The 17437-nt window shown below is 70.1% G+C and carries 16 protein-coding genes, 1 tRNA gene and 1 pseudogene; 12 read left to right on the forward strand and 6 right to left on the reverse strand.

The annotated features are described in order from the left end of the window. Nucleotides 1–1388: pseudogene (locus ACTWQO_RS45220) on the reverse strand (SUKH-4 family immunity protein); the annotation flags it as partial. Nucleotides 1389–1396: 8 nt separating this feature from the next. Next, entirely contained in the window at nucleotides 1397–2380 is a 984-nt protein-coding gene (locus ACTWQO_RS45225) for an SMI1/KNR4 family protein (protein ID WP_443243229.1), read from the reverse strand. 292 nt (nucleotides 2381–2672) lie between these two features. Here ACTWQO_RS45225 and ACTWQO_RS45230 point away from each other — a divergent pair, with 292 nt between their 5' ends. Beyond that, complete coding sequence (locus ACTWQO_RS45230; RefSeq protein ID WP_443243230.1) at nucleotides 2673–3209, forward strand: YwqJ-related putative deaminase; 537 nt, start codon at nucleotides 2673–2675, stop codon at nucleotides 3207–3209. A gap of 34 nt (nucleotides 3210–3243) precedes the next feature. After that, complete coding sequence (locus ACTWQO_RS45235) at nucleotides 3244–3738, forward strand: SUKH-3 domain-containing protein (protein WP_328363172.1); 495 nt, start codon at nucleotides 3244–3246, stop codon at nucleotides 3736–3738. A 245-nt stretch (nucleotides 3739–3983) separates the two neighbouring features. On the opposite strand, the gene ACTWQO_RS45240 is transcribed toward ACTWQO_RS45235, so the two are convergent. Further along, a complete protein-coding gene (locus tag ACTWQO_RS45240; RefSeq protein WP_443243231.1) occupies nucleotides 3984–5291 on the reverse strand; it encodes a sensor histidine kinase in 1308 nt (435 codons plus the stop codon). Nucleotides 5292–5532: 241 nt separating this feature from the next. Here ACTWQO_RS45240 and ACTWQO_RS45245 point away from each other — a divergent pair. From ACTWQO_RS45245 to ACTWQO_RS45275, 7 genes are all read left to right on the forward strand, one after another. Beyond that, nucleotides 5533–5604, forward strand: a tRNA-Gln gene (locus ACTWQO_RS45245). Between the two features lie 115 nt (nucleotides 5605–5719). Continuing rightward, nucleotides 5720–7168, forward strand: coding sequence for a bifunctional UDP-N-acetylglucosamine diphosphorylase/glucosamine-1-phosphate N-acetyltransferase GlmU (gene glmU / locus ACTWQO_RS45250; RefSeq protein WP_443243232.1), 1449 nt, complete (start codon nucleotides 5720–5722; stop codon nucleotides 7166–7168). 86 nt (nucleotides 7169–7254) lie between these two features. Next, on the forward strand, nucleotides 7255–8235 hold the full coding sequence (locus ACTWQO_RS45255) for a ribose-phosphate diphosphokinase (RefSeq protein ID WP_443243233.1): 981 nt from the start codon (nucleotides 7255–7257) through the stop codon (nucleotides 8233–8235). A 192-nt stretch (nucleotides 8236–8427) separates the two neighbouring features. After that, on the forward strand, nucleotides 8428–9021 hold the full coding sequence (locus ACTWQO_RS45260) for a 50S ribosomal protein L25/general stress protein Ctc (protein WP_443243234.1): 594 nt from the start codon (nucleotides 8428–8430) through the stop codon (nucleotides 9019–9021). 158 nt (nucleotides 9022–9179) lie between these two features. Continuing rightward, entirely contained in the window at nucleotides 9180–9776 is a 597-nt protein-coding gene (gene pth, locus ACTWQO_RS45265; RefSeq protein WP_443243235.1) for an aminoacyl-tRNA hydrolase, read from the forward strand. Nucleotides 9777–9859: 83 nt separating this feature from the next. After that, nucleotides 9860–10348: a hypothetical protein gene (locus ACTWQO_RS45270; RefSeq protein ID WP_443243236.1), complete on the forward strand. Its 489-nt coding sequence runs from the start codon at nucleotides 9860–9862 to the stop codon at nucleotides 10346–10348. A gap of 134 nt (nucleotides 10349–10482) precedes the next feature. Next, on the forward strand, nucleotides 10483–11139 hold the full coding sequence (locus ACTWQO_RS45275; RefSeq protein WP_443243237.1) for an LPXTG cell wall anchor domain-containing protein: 657 nt from the start codon (nucleotides 10483–10485) through the stop codon (nucleotides 11137–11139). Between the two features lie 66 nt (nucleotides 11140–11205). On the opposite strand, the gene ppc is transcribed toward ACTWQO_RS45275, so the two are convergent. Continuing rightward, nucleotides 11206–13935, reverse strand: coding sequence for a phosphoenolpyruvate carboxylase (ppc, locus tag ACTWQO_RS45280; protein ID WP_443243238.1), 2730 nt, complete (start codon nucleotides 13933–13935; stop codon nucleotides 11206–11208). Nucleotides 13936–14243: 308 nt separating this feature from the next. Between ppc and ACTWQO_RS45285 the strand changes: the two genes are divergently transcribed. From ACTWQO_RS45285 to ACTWQO_RS45295, 3 genes are read left to right on the forward strand one after another with little or no spacing between them, the layout of a single operon-like run. Next, the gene (locus ACTWQO_RS45285) at nucleotides 14244–15254 is read left to right on the forward strand and encodes an acyl-CoA desaturase (RefSeq protein ID WP_443243239.1); all 1011 of its coding nucleotides are present in this window, start codon (nucleotides 14244–14246) and stop codon (nucleotides 15252–15254) included. Next, nucleotides 15251–15925, forward strand: a complete 675-nt coding sequence (locus ACTWQO_RS45290) for a TetR/AcrR family transcriptional regulator (protein WP_210576453.1) — start codon at nucleotides 15251–15253, stop codon at nucleotides 15923–15925. Before ACTWQO_RS45285 ends, ACTWQO_RS45290 begins: the two co-directional genes overlap by 4 nt. 1 nt (nucleotide 15926) lies before the next feature. Further along, entirely contained in the window at nucleotides 15927–16139 is a 213-nt protein-coding gene (locus ACTWQO_RS45295; RefSeq protein ID WP_443243251.1) for a type II toxin-antitoxin system prevent-host-death family antitoxin, read from the forward strand. A 34-nt stretch (nucleotides 16140–16173) separates the two neighbouring features. Here ACTWQO_RS45295 and ACTWQO_RS45300 read toward each other — a convergent pair whose 3' ends face one another. Continuing rightward, on the reverse strand, nucleotides 16174–16536 hold the full coding sequence (locus ACTWQO_RS45300; protein WP_443243240.1) for a glyoxalase: 363 nt from the start codon (nucleotides 16534–16536) through the stop codon (nucleotides 16174–16176). Beyond that, nucleotides 16536–17345, reverse strand: coding sequence for a trans-aconitate 2-methyltransferase (locus tag ACTWQO_RS45305; protein WP_443243241.1), 810 nt, complete (start codon nucleotides 17343–17345; stop codon nucleotides 16536–16538). Before ACTWQO_RS45305 ends, ACTWQO_RS45300 begins: the two co-directional genes overlap by 1 nt. Between the last annotated feature and the right edge of the window lie 92 nt (nucleotides 17346–17437).

The following is a 17437-nucleotide window of genomic DNA, read 5'->3' on the forward strand; positions in this document are numbered from 1 at the left end:
GACAGCACGGTCTCCGCGTGGTGTACGGCACCCTGGCCGCCGGAAGAGCCTTGCGCACCCGGCATGCCCGGGGCGCCCGGAGGCTGAGGCGCGCCCGGAGACCCCGGCCCCATCCGGCCGGGATCGGACAGCACCGTGGCGGCATGGTGAACGCCGCCCGGAGGTGTACCGCCGGGCGCACCCGGCGTCTGCGGGCCACCACCCGTACCGCCCGGTCCCTCGGAACCGTCGGGGCCGAGCGCCGACACAAGCTGGGTCGGCACATAGCCGCCCGCCGGCGTACCCGGCGCACCGGGCCCGGGCGGCGGCGGAGGCGGCGGGCCACCCGCCCGCGCACCCGGCGCTCCCGGAGCACCCGGCGGAGGAGGCGGCGGCACTGCCCCGCCCCGCGCCGCCCGCGGCGGCCCCGCCTTGCTCGTCGCCGCGTCGGCGATGTCCTCGGCGTTCGGTGCGAGCGGCCGCCCCGGCGCACCCGGAGACGACGTACCGGCATCAGCACCACCCGGGCCCTGGGGATACCCGTACGACGGCGCACCAGGCGCACCCGCTCCACCCGGGCCTTGCGGATAGCCGTACGACGGCGCGGGCGGCGGCATGCTCCCACCCGGTGCACCCGGCGCATCGATCGCCGGCTCCTGCGCCGTCGGCGGAAGCTGGCTGCCCCCCGACATCAACGCCGTCTTGGCGTCCGGCGCCGCAGGCGGCGACGTCTCGTCGTCGGCCCCGCTCAGCGGCGGCGCGAACACGGTCTCGGGCAGCGGCACCGAACGGTCGTCCCCCGCATCCGCGTTGGTGTCCGTCCCGGCCCACGGGGTCGCCCCGGCAGGCACCCCGGGACCACTGGGAGCCCCCGCACGCACCCCCGCACCCCCACCGGTCTCCGACGCACCGACTCCGGCACCAGCACCATCCGAGGCGCCACCAGCCGCAGCCGCAGCCGGTGCCTGATCCGCACCCGCGCTCGAACCCGAACCCGACGCCCCAGCAGTGGCACCCCGCCGATCCGCAATCCCCAGCTGATCCGCCGCCTCCTGCAACCACTCCGGCGGCGTCAGCAAGAACGACGTCTGATTCAGGTCCACCCGCGCCGGAGCGGCCGGCGCCGGTGCGGGCTCGGCGGCGCCGTCCGGGCCGCCGTACTCCTCCTCGTACCGGCGAATCACCTCACCGACCGGCAGCGACGGCCACAGCGTGGCCTCACCGCTGTCCCGGGCGATCACCAGCCGCTGCGTGCCGCCGTCCGAACGCGGCCCGTCGGCGCGGTCCTCCGGCCACACCACGAACCCGAGCTCGAACTCCCGCACCCGCACCTCACGATGCTGGTACGACGGCACATCACCGTTGATCCACTCTTCCGCGCGCTCCTGCGCCTGCGCGAACGTCACCATCGGTCAGCTCACTCCCCGGACACCGGAACGGACCGCGCGAACCCGCCGTCCACCATCAGATTCGCCACGGTCTCCAGTTCCGGCGGCGACCCCGCCAGCCGGGACAGGAACGCGTCGAAGTCCTCCCCGCACGGCAACAGCAACCGCTCCACCCGCTCCGCGGGCGCCCACGAGGGATCGACGTCGCGCGCGTCGTCGTACGAGCAGAACCACACCGAACCGATCCGCTCGCCCTTCACCTTCACGGCCAGCAAACCGCCCTGCACAAACCCGACGGCCAGGTAATCCTTGGTCAGGTGGTCGCGCAGGCACTTGTTGACGTAGACCAGGTCGTTGACGGCCGCCTCGTCCCGCACCGTGAAGAACGGCTGGTCGATCAGCAGGCCCAACTCCGCGTCCAGCGCGGTCCCCACCGGCGCACTCCCGCCGGCCGCCTTCAGAAACGACCGGTACGCACCCGGCAGCCGGTACCCGAGGTCCTCCTCGACGCCCAGCACCTGCGTCTCCGTCACCGCCAACGCCGACTTCGGCAGACCGAAATGCGCCGGACGCGTCTCCTGCAACGGCCGCGTGCCCCGCTTGTGCTGGTCCACCGCCGCCGTCGCCACACCACCGTGATGCCGCAGCAACGCCTTCACCTCGACCGGAACGAGCTCCAGCCGCCGCGAGCCGACCACGTGATGCCACGTCCACCCGTGCGGCGTCGCCACCGCGGGAATCGTGTCCCACAACTCGTGCCCCGACGCCGCCAACGCCGCGTTCGCCGACACATAGTCCGTCAGCCGCAACTCATCGACGCCGAAGCCCTCCGGCGGATCGGCGATCTCCGCAGCCGCACGCGCATAGGGCGAGAAGTCGGGGTAGCCGCGCTCGTCCACCCGTACCCCTCTGGGGTGACGGGCCGCCCGGACCGGGTCCGGGAAATGCACGACCTGCCCGGCATAGGCCGCGTTCGGCGGCGCGGCTTGCTGCCCGAGCCGACCTGTCGTCATGGCGGTTGCCCCCTGCGGCACTCTGTACGACCCCGCGACGGACACCATCGATCCGCCACGGTCCGTATTCGACTGTCTCCAACGCGTTGACCGCGCGCATCGCGGTGCCGACAGCCTATGCGGTACGACCAACCCGGTCACCGGCACCAGGTCATCACCGCTCCGCTTCCGTGACCAGCCGTCACCCCGTCGTGACAGCGTGCCCAATCCCGGGCGTGTCGCACCGCCCCAGCTTCCGCACCAGCCACGCCATTTGGCACTCTGTGTGATCCGGGGGGATGCACGGGAGGGGATGACGATCATGAACGCGACGCAAACGGGACCACACCCGGGACCTCACACGGGCGCGAGCGGCGACCCCAGAATCGGCTGGAGCAGCGCCGAGAGCCGCCACGTCCCCGCCCTCCACCACCGCCGCGACGGCATACTCCCCACCGTCGCCGCCGCCCTCTCCGTCCGCGGCGCCACCCTCACCGGCACGGCCGCCCGCGGCGACCAGGCCCCCGCGCTGCACCCACTCGTCCAGGACTTCCTGGACACCCTCACCAGCGCCCAACGCGACCGTTTCACCGGCCGCTGCGCCGAGACCATCCTCATCTCCAGACACATCGCCACCGCCGACGCCGCACGCAGCAAACGCGCCGCCCGCAAACCCATGACCAACGGCGAAGCCCGCAAAGCCCTCAAACAGGCCAAACTCACCGCCCGCCGCATCCGCGAGGACGGCGACCCCCTGCACGGCAGCTTCGCCGCACCCTGCCGCGCCTGCACCGCCCTCAGCGCTCACTTCGGCGTCCGCATCGTCGACCCCACGGCGACCGACGACTGACTCCCGTCCCCAACACCCGCAAGATTGAGGGCAGATGCACGCCGACCGCTCCTCCACCACCCGCTTCCCCGTGCCCGTCGACGCCGCCCTGCGCGCGGCCGGCTGGCAGCCCGGACGCTGGGACATCAAGCAGGCCGAGTACTGGGCCGACGCACTCCGCGAACACACCTCACCCGCGGGCCACCGCCACGCCGTCTTCCCCGCCGCCGTAGAAGCCTGGGCCGAGTTCGGCGGACTCCACATCACCCCCGGTGCCCCCGGCCGCCAGATCGCCCCCGCGACCCTCCACGTCGACCCGCTGCACGGCCTCCACATGGCCCGCACCCTCGGCGACCTCGGCCGCGCCCTCGACACCGACGTCAGCCCCCTCGGCGCCGAAACCGACACCCAGTCCATCCTCGCCATCGACACCGAAGGCCGCGTCTACGCCCTCGACCACACCGGCGACTGGTACCTCGGCCCCGACATCGACCAGGCCCTCGCCGCCCTCGTCGCAGGCATAACCCCCGTACGACTCACCGCAGGCTGACGCGACCGGGCAGCACCGCGACCGGCCACCGCCGCCGACCGGGCACCACCGCGCCCCGACACCACCGCGACCGGCCACCGCCGCCGACCGGGCACCGCCGCGCCCGACACCACCGCGACCGGCCACCGACACGAACGGGCATCACCGCGACCAGCGACCGCTACGACGCCGCAATCACCACCGCGCCCCGGCTCCGCCCCGACCCGGCACCACCGCACCCGGCCATCACTCCGCCCAGGCGACCGCTACGACGCCGGAATCACCGCCGAGACCCGGAAACCCCCCGCGTCCGTCGGCCCCGACACAAACACCCCGCCCAGCGCGGAGACCCGCTCCTTCATGCCCACCAGACCGTTCCCCCCGGACGGCAACCGCGCCGACGACGCGGCCTCCGGTGGCGGCTCGTTCTCCACCTGCATCGCGATCTCCGACATCCGGTGCGCCAGCCGCACATGCGTCTTCGCCCCGGCCGCATGCTTGTGGACGTTCGTCAACGCCTCCTGCACCACCCGGTAAGCGGTCTGCTCGACCTCCGGCGCATACGGCCGCGACTCCCCCTCCACCGAGAAATCCACGGCCATCCCCGCGGCCGCCGACTGCCCGATCAACTCGTCCAGCTCGGACAGGCAGGGCCCCTCGCCCGTGCCGTCCTCATCGGCAGCCCGCGACGCAGCGGCGGCCGCAGCCGCCCCCACCGCCGCCAACGGCACCGCACGCTCTCGCCCCCGGATGCCGTCCCCGCTGCGCAACACCCCGAGCATCTCCCGCAGCTCGGTCAACGCCTGCCGCCCCATGTCCCCCACGAGCGCGGCATTCCGTACAGCCTTCTCAGGATCCTTCCGAGCCACCGCCTGCAGCGCGGCCGCATGCACGACCATCAGGCTCACCCGATGCGCGACGACGTCATGCATCTCTCGCGCGATCCGAGTCCGTTCCTCGTTCCTCGCCCACTCGGCCCGCTCCTCGGCCCGTTCGGCAAGCAGTTGCAGCTCCCGCTCCAACGAATCCGCCCGCTCCCGCAAGCTCTCCATCAACCGCCGCCGGGCCCCCACATACAGCCCCAGCAGCAAGGGCGGCGCGGTCACCCCGAGAGACGCACTGATGGAAGCGAACGGAACGAACCAGTCCCCCAGCTCCACATCCCCCGACGCCATGTCCTGCCGCACCCGCACAAACGTCACGATCAACGTCCCCACCAGCGACATCCCCGCCAGTGACGCGATGATCCGCCGCGGCAGCTCGGACGCGGCCAGCGTGTACAGACCGACGATGGCCATCAGGAAGCCCATCTGGGCGGGCGTGATGGCGATCGAGACGAGGACGACGGCTATCGGCCACTTGCGCCGAATCACCAGCACCGACCCGGCCAGCACCCCGAACACCACTCCCGCGGCCACCGGAATCCCGGCATCCCGCGCGAACGGAATCCCCTCTACCGCACACTCCAGCGCGGACACGAACGCCAAGCTCCCGTCGAGCACGGCGCTGCGCCATCTGGCCCACCACCAAGGCCCGGTCAGGGCCGGTGCGTGGTCTTCCCCCGTCGTGGTCATGCATCCAGCCTACGGGCGCAAGCCCCCCGTTTTCCGGCGAGTTTTCGCGACTGGCCTACACCACACTCCGTAACCGAACAGAAGCGAAACCGCCCCATATATCTCGAACTGCTGAATCGCACATCGTTCACGCGGAACGGGCGGTGCGTGGCGGGGGCCGTCGCGTCAAAGGGTCTTGGTGCGGCATAGTAGGAGGCGCCGCTCGGCGACCTGGCCAAATGTCCGGTTCAGTCGAGCTTGTTCCCCCGTGGTGTAATTGGCAGCACTGTGGCTTTTGGTGCCATCTGTCCGGGTTCGAGTCCTGGCGGGGGAGCCCTGCTCGGTCCGGGCCCTGACAGCTCTGTCAGGGCCCGCTCTCATGTCCGCCCTGATTCCCCCCGGTATCCTGCGGATGTCACTCCACCCCCTCCACAGCCGAAGGGCATCCCGTGAGCGCCATTCGCCCGGCAGCCGTCGTCGTTCTCGCAGCGGGTGAGGGCACCCGTATGAAATCGGCCACACCCAAGGTCCTGCACGAGATCTGTGGCCGCAGTCTCGTGGGTCATGTGCTCGCCGCCGCACGGGAGTTGCAGCCCGAGAATCTGGTCGTCGTGGTGGGTCACGCGCGGGAGAAGGTCGGTGCGCACCTGGCGGAGATCGACCCGCATGTGCGAACGGCGGTTCAGGCGCAGCAGAACGGTACGGGGCATGCCGTGCGGATGGCGCTGGAGGAGTTGGGCGGTTCCGTCGACGGCACTGTTGTCGTCGTGTGCGGGGACACTCCGTTGCTCACCGGGGAGACACTGCAGGCTCTCGCCGCCACGCACTCCGGCGACGGCAATGCCGTCACCGTCCTCACCGCCGAGGTGCCGGACGCCACCGGGTACGGCCGCATCGTGCGCGACGGTGCCTCCGGCGCTGTCACGGAGATCGTCGAGCACAAGGACGCGTCCGAGTCGCAGCGCGCCATCCGTGAGATCAACTCCGGTGTGTTCGCCTTCGACGGACAGCTCCTCGCGGACGCCCTCGGCAAGGTCCGTACCGACAACAGCCAGGGCGAGGAATACCTCACCGATGTTCTCGGGATTCTGCGCGAGGCCGGTCATCGGGTCGGCGCTTCCGTCGCCGGCGACCATCGCGAGATCGCCGGGATCAACAACCGGGTCCAGCTCTCCGAGGCCCGCCGGATCCTCAACGACCGTCTGCTGACCCGCGCGATGCTGGCCGGCGTCACCGTCATCGACCCCGCGACGACGTGGGTCGATGTGACCGTGACCTTCGAGCAGGATGTCGTCGTACACCCCGGAACCCAGTTGCACGGCTCCACTCACCTCGGCGAGGGCTCCGAGGTCGGCCCCAACACCCGACTCACGGACACCCGGGTCGGTGCCGGTGCGCGGGTCGACAACACGGTCGCGAACAGTGCCGATGTCGGGCCGCAGGCGTCCGTCGGGCCGTACGCCTATCTGCGGCCCGGTACCCGGCTGGGGCTGAAGTCGAAGGTCGGTACGTACGTCGAGACGAAGAACTCCCTGATCGGGGAGGGGACCAAGGTTCCCCACCTCTCCTATGTCGGGGACGCGACGATCGGTGAGTACACGAACATCGGTGCCGCGAGCGTGTTCGTGAACTATGACGGACAGGACAAACACCACACGACGATCGGCTCGCACTGCCGTACCGGTGCGGACAATATGCTTGTGGCTCCTGTCACGATCGGGGACGGCGCCTATACGGCCGCCGGGTCCGTGATCACGAAGGATGTTCCGCCCGGTTCACTCGCCGTGGCCCGCGGCCAGCAGCGGAATATCGAGGGTTGGGTGGCTCGTAAGCGTCCGGGGAGCGCGGCGGCGAAAGCGGCCGAGGCGGCGTCCCGGGAGGCCGGTGACGAGGGCTGACCGGAAACCGGTGCGTCAAACTCGGCGTACCGTGATAAGTGCACATCCGCACACCCCAGCTGAGACACCTCTGAGGAGACAGTGCTGTGACCGGGATCAAGACGACCGGCGAGAAGAAGTTGATGTTCTTCTCCGGCCGCGCCCACCCCGAGCTTGCCCAGGAGGTCGCCCAGCAGTTGGGTGTCGGGGTTGTCCCGACGAAGGCCTTCGACTTCGCGAACGGTGAGATCTACGTCCGTTACGAGGAGTCGGCGCGCGGTGCGGACTGCTTTGTGATCCAGAGCCACACGGCTCCGATCAATCAGTGGATCATGGAGCAGCTGATCATGATCGACGCTCTGAAGCGTGCGTCGGCCCGCTCCATCACCGTCATCGTGCCCTTCTACGGTTACGCGCGGCAGGACAAGAAGCACCGCGGACGTGAACCGATTTCGGCGCGTCTGATCGCGGACATGATGAAGACGGCGGGTGCGGACCGGATCCTCACGGTCGATCTGCACACCGACCAGATCCAGGGCTTCTTCGACGGTCCCGTCGATCATCTCTTCGCGCTGCCGCTGCTCGCGGACTATGTGGGCGCCAAGGTCGACAAGGCGAAGCTGACCGTCGTGTCCCCGGACGCCGGGCGGGTGCGGGTGGCCGACCGCTGGTGCGACCGGCTCGGTGCGCCGCTCGCGATCGTGCACAAGCGGCGCGACAAGGACGTGGCGAACCAGGTGACCGTCCACGAGGTCGTGGGTGAGGTCAAGGGCCGCGTGTGTGTCCTGGTCGACGACATGATCGACACGGGCGGCACGATCTGCGGGGCGGCCGATGCCCTGTTCGCGCACGGCGCGGAGGACGTCATCGTGACGGCGACGCACGGTGTGCTGTCGGGTCCGGCGGCGGACCGGCTGAAGAACTCCCGGGTGAGCGAGTTCATCTTCACCAACACGCTGCCGACACCGGCCGAGCTGGGCAGCGACCTGGACAAGATCACGGTGCTGTCGATCGCGCCGACGATCGCGAGCGCGGTGCGCGAGGTGTTCGAGGACGGTTCGGTGACGAGCCTCTTCGACGAGCAGTAAGGGCCGCGCAGTAGGGCTCCTCGAAGATCCTTTTGGGTACGGCCTCCCCTGCCGAGTAGACTGCTGAAGTTGCTCGGCGAGGGAGGCCGTACCCATTGCGGTACGGCTGTCCGTTATCGACGCGCTCTTCGTAGCAGGCCGTTCGTGGCCGGGTGACCTTGTCCGCTCTCACCCATACGAGGAGTGCAAAGCATGTCCGAGGTAAAGATCTCCGCCGAGACCCGCACCGAGTTCGGCAAGGGCGCTGCCCGCCGTATCCGTCGTGACGCGAAGGTTCCCGGTGTCCTGTACGGCCACGGTGGCGACCCGCTGCACCTGACCCTTCCGGGCCACGAGCTCCTGCTCGCGCTGCGTACGCCGAACGTCCTGATCGCCCTGGACATCGACGGCAAGACGAACGAGCTGGCGATCCCGAAGGCCGTGCAGCGTGACCCGCTGAAGGGCTTCCTTGAGCACGTCGACCTGCTGCTCGTGAAGCGGGGCGAGAAGGTCAACGTCGAGATCTTCGTGCAGACCGAGGGTGAGCTGGCCCCCGGTGGCTACCTGCTGGAGCACGTCCTGAACGCGCTTCCGGTCGAGGCCGAGGCCACGCACATCCCCGAGTCCGTCACGGTGTCCGTCGAGGGCCTGTCGGCCGGTGACTCCATCCTCGCCAAGGACATCCCCCTGCCGAGCGGCACCAAGCTGGCCGTCGAAGACGACACGGTCGTCCTCCAGGTGCTGGCCGCGCAGGCCGAGGAGGCCCCGGAGGGCGAAGAGGCCGGCGAGGAAGCAGCCGAGGCCTGACCGGCGGTTCGGCCGCAGCCCTCGTACCGCTCCTTCAGTGGCACCCGGCGCTGCAGGCTGTGCCCACCTCCGCCCTGCGGAACGATTGCCCACAGCGGTACGCTCCAGCCGCTGCTCCCTGGAGGGGAGCAGCGGCTGCTGCATAAGGAGACGCAGACGTGACCACCTCCGCCAACGCCCCCTGGCTGATCGCCGGACTCGGCAATCCCGGGCCCGAGTACGCCATGAACCGGCACAACGTCGGGTTCATGGTGGCGGATCTGCTGGCTGAGCGGATCGGCGGGAAGTTCAAGCGGGCCGGGAAGGCGCAGGCGCAGGTGGTCGAGGGGCGGATCGGGCCGCCGGGGCCGGGGAGCCGGCGGGTGGTTCTGGTGAAGCCGATGTCGTACATGAATCTGTCCGGCGGGCCCCTCAACGCACTGCGGGACTTCTACAAGGTCCCGGTCGGCAACATCGTGGCCGTGCACGACGAACTCGACATCGACTACGGCACCTTGCGGCTGAAGCTCGGTGGTGGGGACAACGGGCACAACGGGCTGAAGTCGATGACGAAGGTGATGGGGCCGGACTATCACCGGGTGCGGTTCGGGATCGGGCGGCCGCCGGGGCGGATGCAGGTCGCGGACTTCGTGCTGAAGGACTTCTCGGCGGCGGAGCGCAAGGAGCTGGACTACCTCGTGGACCGGGCGGCGGACGCGGTGGAGTGCCTGGTGATCGAGGGGCTGGAGCGGGCGCAGGGCACGTACAACTCCTGAGGCCGGAGATACGTACGTACAACTCCCGACATCTCCCCCACCGGAGTTGACCGAGCTCGCAGGCATGGCCAATGATCCCCGCCATGCCTTCTGCCGTCATTTCCCACCGGGGCACGGAGACCGCGCTGCGGTTCGGCCGGCTCGCGGCGATGGGTACGGTCGCCGCGCTGATTCTGATCGCCGGTGTGTGGGCGTCGTGGGGGACGGCGCAGTACGTGATGCTGACGAAGGGCCGGGAGCGCGGCACGGTCGAGGTGACGCGGTGCGGTGCGGACACGTGTGCCGGGCCGTATACGCCGGTCTCGCCAGGGTCGCAGCCCCGGGAGCGGGTGGTCATCGAGAAGACGGTCGCCGTGAAAAAGGGGCGGACGTACACGGTCGTGGTGAAGCCCGGTGGCAGTGATGTCGTGCGCTCCGGTCCCGGCGGTGTCCTGTACTCCTGGGCTCCGATGGGTGGTGCGCTGCTGCTCGCCTCGGTCGTGGTGGCGGGCGGGCTGGGGCGGGCGCGGACGGCGTGGGTCATGGCGGGGAGTGGGGTAGCGCTGCTCACGGCCGCATTTGTGGTGATCTGAGGGGTCCGGGGCGGCTGCGTTCTGTGGGGAAACTGTTCGTTGCCCGTTCGTGATTGACCCAGGGTCAGTCGGGGCTGGATGCTGAGCCGCCCCCTCCACATCTTCCCTGCTCAACTCCCGAAGATGGACTGCCCATGCGTACCCTCATCCGCACCGGCGCGCTGACCGCCGGTGTCTCGGCCACGCTGCTGCTGGCCTCGGCCGCCTACGCCACCCCTCCCGGTGACAACGGCACGGTGAAGATCCACGACGCCTCCACGGGCGAGGAACTCCGCCGCAACGAACCGCACGTGTGCACGTTCTACCTCGACGCCTTCGGCTTCGACGCCGTCCAGCAGGTCGGCTGGCACATCGAGGCGTGGGCCCCGACCGCCGCGACCAAGGGCGAGACGGTGAAGTCCGGCGCGATCACTCTGGACGGCGAGGGCCACGGCCGTACCGAGGACCTGTCGCTGCCGGACGGGCACTACAAGCTGTTCTGGAACTTCGAGGGCGAGAACGGCTCCGCGAAGCACAAGGTGTTCTGGACGGACTGCGAGGAGGACGAGGGCGGCAGCAGCTCGGCGCCCAGCGCCTCCGCCACTCCGACGACCGAGGAACCGGCCGCGTCCTCCTCCCCCACGGAGACGGCAGCCGCGCCGTCCTCCTCCCCCTCCGCGCAGGGCGGCAGCGGCGCGGGCGACCTCGCCGAGACCGGCAGCGGTGCCCCCGTCGGCCTGCTCTCCGGTGCCGCGGCGGCGCTGCTGGCGGCGGGCGGCTACCTGGTGTTCCGGCGTCGCAAGTCAGCCTGACGTCCCGGTACGACGGTGCCCCCGGCCTCTCCGCAGAGGCCGGGGGCACCGTCGTAACAGGAATGATCAGCCGGTGTTGCGCAGTCCCGCCGCCACACCGTTCACCGTGAGCAGCAGCGCCCGCGCCAGCAGCGGATCCGGCTCCTCGCCGGCCGCCGCGGCGTCCCGCTGGCGCTTGAGCAGGGTGACCTGGAGGTAGGAGATGGGGTCCAGGTAGGCGTCGCGGATGGTGAAGGTCTGCTTCAGGACCGGGGTGGCGTCGAGGAGTTCCTGTTCGCCGGTGATCTTCAGTACCTCGGCGACGGTCAGCTCGTGCTCGGCCTTGATGGTGTCGAAGACGTGCTTGAGGTCGTCGGGGACGAGGGTGTCGACGTAGTGGGCGGCGATCCGCAGGTCCGTCTTGGCGAGGGTCATCTCGACGTTGGAGATGAAGTTGCGGAAGAAGTGCCACTGCTCGTGCATCTCGGCGAGGACGGTGTCCAAGCCCGCCTCGCGCAGCGCCTTCAGGCCGGAGCCGACGCCGAACCAGCCCGGCACGATCTGCCGGGACTGGGTCCAGCCGAACACCCACGGGATGGCGCGCAGGCCGTCGAGTCCGGCGCCGGAGTCGGGGCGGCGGGACGGGCGTGAGCCGAGGTGGAGGTCGGCGAGCTGGTCGACGGGGGTGGCGGCGAAGAAGTACGCGGGGAGGTCCGGGTCCTCCACCAGCCTGCGGTAGGCGGCGTGCGCGGCGTCCGACACGACGTCCATCGCTGCGTCCCAGCGGGCCAGCGCCTCGACCGACTGACGCGGGGCCGTGTGCAGGGCGGAGGCCTGGAGGGTGGCCGCGACGGTCAGCTCCAGGTTCTCCCTGGCCAGGGACGGCACGAGGTACTTGTCGGAGATGACCTCGCCCTGCTCGGTCACCTTGATCTCGCCCTCCAGGGTGCCCCAGGGCTGGGCGAGGATCGCGTCGTGGGAGGGGCCGCCACCGCGGCCGACGGTGCCGCCGCGGCCGTGGAACAGCCTCAGACGCACGCCATAACGATGCGCCACGTCACGCAGGCGGCGCTGGGCGCGGTGGATCTCCCACTGCGAGGTGGTGATGCCGCCGAACTTGGAGGAGTCGGAGTAGCCGAGCATGACCTCCTGCACGTCCCCGCGCAGGGCCACGAGCCTGCGGTACGACGGGTCGGAAAGCATGTCCTCCAGGATCGTGTCGGCGGCCTTGAGCTCGTCGGTGGTCTCAAGGAGGGGCACGATGCCGATCTTCGCCCAGCCGGCGTGCAGATCGATCAGGCCCGCCTCGCGCGCCAGCACGGCGGCGGCGAAGACGTCGTCGGCGCCCTGGCACATGGAGATGATGTACGACTCGACGACCTCGGGTCCGAAGACCTCCAGGGCCCGCTTGACGGTCTCGAACACGCCGAGGGTCTTCGCGCCGGCCGCGTCGACGGGTGCCGGGGTCGGGCCCAGCGGCCTGCGGGAACGGAGCTCCTTGGCGAGCAGCTTGAGGCGGTACTCGCGGGGCATGTCCTCGTACCGCCAGGACTCCTCGCCCAGGCGGTCGAAGAGCTGGCCGAGGGCGTGGTGGTGGGCGTCGGCGTGTTCGCGGACGTCCATGGTGGCGAGCTGGAGGCCGAAGGCGGCGAGCGTACGGATCGTACGGTTCATCCGGCCTTCCGCGAACAGTCCGCCGCGGTGCTCCCTGAGCGAGGTCTGGATCAGGGTCAGGTCCTGCAGCAGCTCGGAGGTGCCGAGGTAGTCGCGGCCCGGCTCGTGCGGGGTGCCGGTGGCGAGGCGCTGCTTGGTGTTCTCCAGCTTCTGCCGGACGCAGGTGGCCTTGAGCCGGTAGGGCTCCTCGGCGTTGAGCCGCTTGTAGCGCGGGCTGATCTCCGGCAGGCGTTCGAGGTCGTCCTGCAGCGACGTGAGCAGTTCTTCGGTCGCTCCGGTGTAGCGGATGGAGTTCGACAGGAAGCCGCGCAGCTCGTCGATCATCTCCAGGGCGTCGTTGATGCCGTGCTCGTGCTGGAGGATCAGCACCTCCCAGGTGACCTCGGGCGTCACGTTGGGGTTGCCGTCGCGGTCGCCGCCGATCCAGGTGCCGAAGGTGAGCGGGCGGGTGTCGTCGGGGAGCTTCACACCGACGCGCTCCAGCTCGGCGGTGAGGTCTTCCAGTACGTCACCGACGGCGCCGGCGTGCAGTTCGTCGAGGTAGTAGATCGCGTTGCGGGCCTCGTCCGCGGGCTCGGGGCGTACGACGCGCAGCTCGTCCGTCTGCCAGACGAGGTCGATGTTCTCGGCCAGCCGGGTGTCGTAGCGGCGGCGGTCGGACTCGATGACCGGGGTCTCCAGGAGCGCGGCGATGCGCCGGAGCTTGTTGAGCACCGAACGGCGCGCGGCCTCGGTCGGGTGGGCCGTGAACACGGGACGAACGTTGAGGTGCTTGACCGTCTCGCGCAGGTGCTCGGGGTCGGCGTCCTTCAGCCGGTCGGCCGTACGGGCGAGGAGTCCGCCCTCGGCGGCACGCTTGGCGCGCAGCTCCCGGCCGCGGTGGACCTGCTCGGTGACGTTGGCCAGGTGGAAGTAGGTGGAGAAGGCGCGGACCAGCTTGGCCGCGGTGTCCAGTTCCGTGCCGCGCAGCAGCTCGGCGGCGGCCTCGCCGTCCTCACGGGTGAGGCGGCGGACCTTCTCGACGAGTTCCAGCAGCTCAGGGCCTTCCTGGCGGACGAGGGTCTCGCCGAGGAGATCGCCCAGCCGCCTGATGTCGGCGCGCAGCTCACTGCTGGTCGTGGTCTGGTCGTCGGCACTGCTCACAGGTGCGGCTCCTTGCAGTGTTGAAGCTCATCTGGAGGGGACCCGGGGTGTGGTCGCGCGGCGGGGGCCGCATACGGGCCGGGCATCCGGGAATTAATCAGAGCGGACCGCGCTGTCCGACCGATTCCTAAGGATAGGTGTCCGTGCGGACGCGCAGGCCCACGGGCTCTTGCCGACCGGCGACGCGCTGCCATACTTACGTCGCCGTAGGTTACGGAACCGTAGGGACTCCCGTCAGAGCCCTCGACGAACCTGGGTTCCCAGCCCGGGCACTTGCCTCAACCCACGAACCCCACAGGGGACGCCCCATGACCACGAGCTCCGATGTGATCGACGACGCCCCGAAGGCGCCCAACAACACCCCACTCCCGAAGGCCACGCTCGGCGGCGAGAAGAAGGGGCGCGTCGAGCAGCTCGCGCTCCTCCTCTTCATCGTCGTCCCCTTCCTCGCGCTCGCCGCGGCGGTGCCGCTGGCCTGGGGCTGGGGAGTGAGCTGGCTGGACCTCGGTCTGCTGGTCTTCTTCTACTTCTTCGCCTGCCACGGCGTCACGATCGGCTACCACCGCTACTTCACCCACGGCTCCTTCAAGGCAAAACGCCCGTTGCGCATCGCACTCGCCATCGCCGGTTCGATGGCGGTGGAGGGCCCGCTGGTCCGCTGGGTCGCGGACCACCGCAAGCACCACAAGTTCTCCGACGCGGAGGGTGACCCGCACTCTCCGTGGCGTTACGGAGAGACGCTCCCGGCGCTGCTCAAGGGGCTGTGGTGGGCGCACATCGGCTGGATGTTCGACGAGGAGCGGACGCCGCAGGACAAGTACGCGCCGGATCTGATCAAGGACGACGCGATCCGGACGATCTCCCGTCAGTTCCTCTACTGGACGGTGCTCTCCCTCGCCCTGCCCGCGCTGATCGGCGGGCTGGTGACGATGTCGTGGTGGGGCGCGTTCACGGGCTTCTTCTGGGGGTCACTCGTTCGAGTGGCGCTGTTGCACCATGTGACCTGGTCGATCAACTCGATCTGCCACGCGGTCGGCAAGCGCCCCTTCAAGTCGCGTGACAAGTCCGGCAACGTGTGGTGGCTGGCGGTCCTGTCCTGCGGTGAGTCCTGGCACAACCTGCACCACGCCGACCCGACCTCCGCGCGGCACGGTGTGGAGCGCGGCCAGATCGACTCCTCGGCCCGGATCATCCGCTGGTGCGAGCAGTTCGGCTGGGCGTACGACGTGCGCTGGCCGTCACGCTCGCGTATCGATTCCCGCCGTAACACCGAGAACGACAGCTCCCAGCGGGGGAAGGCGCCCGCCGAGGCTGCATGATTGACGGCGTGGCGACCGATCCCAGCACCTCCAGCAATGAGAAGCCGCGGCGAGCGCGCCGAACCCGAATGACGGGAGCGGAGCGCCGCCAGCAGCTGCTGGAGATCGGTCGCACCCTCTTCGCGGAGAGGGGCTTCGAGGCCACGTCGGTGGAGGAGATCGCGGCGAAGGCCGGGGTCTCCAAACCGGTGGTGTACGAGCACTTCGGCGGCAAGGAGGGCCTGTACGCGGTGGTGGTGGACCGCGAGATGCGCCGCCTGCTGGACATGGTGACGAGCTCACTCACGGCGGGCCACCCACGAGAACTCTGCGAGCAAGCCGCCTTCGCCCTGCTCGACTACATCGAGGAGTACACGGACGGCTTCCGCATCCTCGTCCGCGACTCCCCCATCCCCCAGTCCACGGGTTCCTTCGCCTCCCTCATCTCGGACATCGCCACCCAGGTGGAGGACATCCTCGGCCGCGAGTTCAAGAGGCGCGGCTTCGACCCCAAGCTGGCCCCCCTCTACGCCCAGGCCCTGGTCGGCATGGTCGCCCTCACCGGCCAGTGGTGGCTCGACGTCCGCCGCCCGAAGAAGGCGGAGGTCGCGGCTCATCTGGTGAACCTGGCGTGGCACGGGCTGGACGGGCTGGAGGCGAAGCCGCGGTTGATAGGGCGGCGGAAGAGCTGAAATCGACGGATCGCGAGTGGCGCACGGTCGCGAGACCATCGCCCTCACGGACGATGGGCGTGTGACTGCGCTGCTGGTCTCGCCTCAGCTGGTCGAGGATCTCGAAGACTCCCTCGCCATCGCCGAATACCGGCGCCGCAAGGCAGAGGGCACGCTCGAAGAAGGCATTCCGCACGAGGAAGTCAGGCGGCTGCTGGGACGGCCCCGTCCGTGACCTGCCGCTGGGGGCCTCGGAGCTTACGTCGCCCTCACCGGTCCGGCTCCAGGAACTCCAGTCGGTTGCCGACGGGATCCTCGGAGTAGAAGCGGCGGTACCCCGGCAGATTCTCGTCCCAGATGACGGTCGCCCCATGAACTTCGAGCCGGGCGGCGTACGTCTCGATCCCGGCGACCCGCAGCCCCGGGTGGGCCTTCCGCGCGGGCATGAAGTCCTCGTCGATCCCCAGGTGCACCTGCACCGGCCCAGACTGGAACCAGCAGCCCCCACGCGCGGCGAGCGCGGGCGGCTTGGGTATCTCGGTCAGGCCGAGGACATCGACGTAGTACGACCGCAGCCGCTCCTCCGAGCCGGGCGGCGCCGCGAGCTGGACATGGTCGACGGCGGTGATCATCACTCCTCCTTGCGGGCGACGGCGAAGATGCGGCGGAACGGGAACGGGGTGCCGTACGGCGTGGCCGGATAGGCCGTGCGCAGGGCGGTCCGGTAGGCGTCGACGAAGGCGTCCCGTTCGTCGGGGTCGCCGGCGAGCGCCGTGAGGACGGGGCGCAGGCCGGTCCCCTTTACCCAGTCGAGCACCGGGTCTTCGCCCTGGAGGAGATGGATGTACGTCGTCTCCCAGACGTCGGCCGTGCAGCCCAGGGCGGTCAGGTGTGCCAGGTAGGTCTCGGGGGCGAGGACGGCGTCGTCGTGGCGGAGGGCGGCGGCGAGGCGGTCGTGGAAGCGCGGGGAGTGGGCGAGTTCGCGCATCAGGCGGTGGCTGGGGGCGGCGAAGTTGCCGGGCACCTGGAAGGCGAAGGTGCCGCCGGGGGTCAGCCCGGAGATCCAGTCCGCGAAACGGTCCACGTGCCCGGGGACCCACTGCAGCGTGGCATTGCTGACGATCAGGTCGTACGGCCGTACGGGCTCCCAGGTGCGGACGTCGGCGGGGGCGAAGTCGAGGTGACCGCCGCCTGCCGTGGGGCCCGCATGAGCCTCGGCTCGGGACAGCATCTCGGGCGAGTTGTCGTAGCCGGTGATGTGCGCGGTGGGCCAGCGTTCGGCGAGGAGGGTGGTGACATTGCCGGGGCCGCAGCCGAGGTCGGCGATGCGGGGCGGGGTGCCGGGCAGATCGGGGACGCGGGCCAGGAGGTCGGCGAAGGGGCGGGCGCGGTGGTCGGCGTGGCGCAGGTACTGGGCGGGGTCCCAGGTGGGGGCGGACATGGGGGCCTCCGGGAGGGGAACGACCGTGGCTGACGGGTACCCAGCCTGCCCCGAGATTTAGCTCGCGGTCAAGAAGCTTGACGTCAAGAGAC

It is taken from the genome of Streptomyces sp. 4N124, assembly GCF_052245395.1.
Classification (GTDB): Bacteria; Actinomycetota; Actinomycetes; order Streptomycetales; family Streptomycetaceae; genus Streptomyces.

Bases quoted from the DNA above. Each gene is read 5' to 3' on its own strand.
- ACTWQO_RS45275 (WP_443243237.1), top strand. From the start codon at position 10,483: ATGCGTACCCTCATCCGCACCGGCGCGCTGACCGCCGGTGTCTCGGCC.
- ACTWQO_RS45300 (WP_443243240.1), bottom strand. From the start codon at position 16,536: ATGATCACCGCCGTCGACCATGTCCAGCTCGCGGCGCCGCCCGGCTCG.
- ACTWQO_RS45290 (WP_210576453.1), top strand. From the start codon at position 15,251: ATGATTGACGGCGTGGCGACCGATCCCAGCACCTCCAGCAATGAGAAG.
- ACTWQO_RS45285 (WP_443243239.1), top strand. From the start codon at position 14,244: ATGACCACGAGCTCCGATGTGATCGACGACGCCCCGAAGGCGCCCAAC.
- ACTWQO_RS45235 (WP_328363172.1), top strand. From the start codon at position 3,244: ATGCACGCCGACCGCTCCTCCACCACCCGCTTCCCCGTGCCCGTCGAC.
- ACTWQO_RS45230 (WP_443243230.1), top strand. From the start codon at position 2,673: ATGACGATCATGAACGCGACGCAAACGGGACCACACCCGGGACCTCAC.
- ACTWQO_RS45260 (WP_443243234.1), top strand. From the start codon at position 8,428: ATGTCCGAGGTAAAGATCTCCGCCGAGACCCGCACCGAGTTCGGCAAG.
- ACTWQO_RS45240 (WP_443243231.1), bottom strand. From the start codon at position 5,291: ATGACCACGACGGGGGAAGACCACGCACCGGCCCTGACCGGGCCTTGG.
- ACTWQO_RS45225 (WP_443243229.1), bottom strand. From the start codon at position 2,380: ATGACGACAGGTCGGCTCGGGCAGCAAGCCGCGCCGCCGAACGCGGCC.
- ACTWQO_RS45270 (WP_443243236.1), top strand. From the start codon at position 9,860: ATGCCTTCTGCCGTCATTTCCCACCGGGGCACGGAGACCGCGCTGCGG.
- ACTWQO_RS45305 (WP_443243241.1), bottom strand. From the start codon at position 17,345: ATGTCCGCCCCCACCTGGGACCCCGCCCAGTACCTGCGCCACGCCGAC.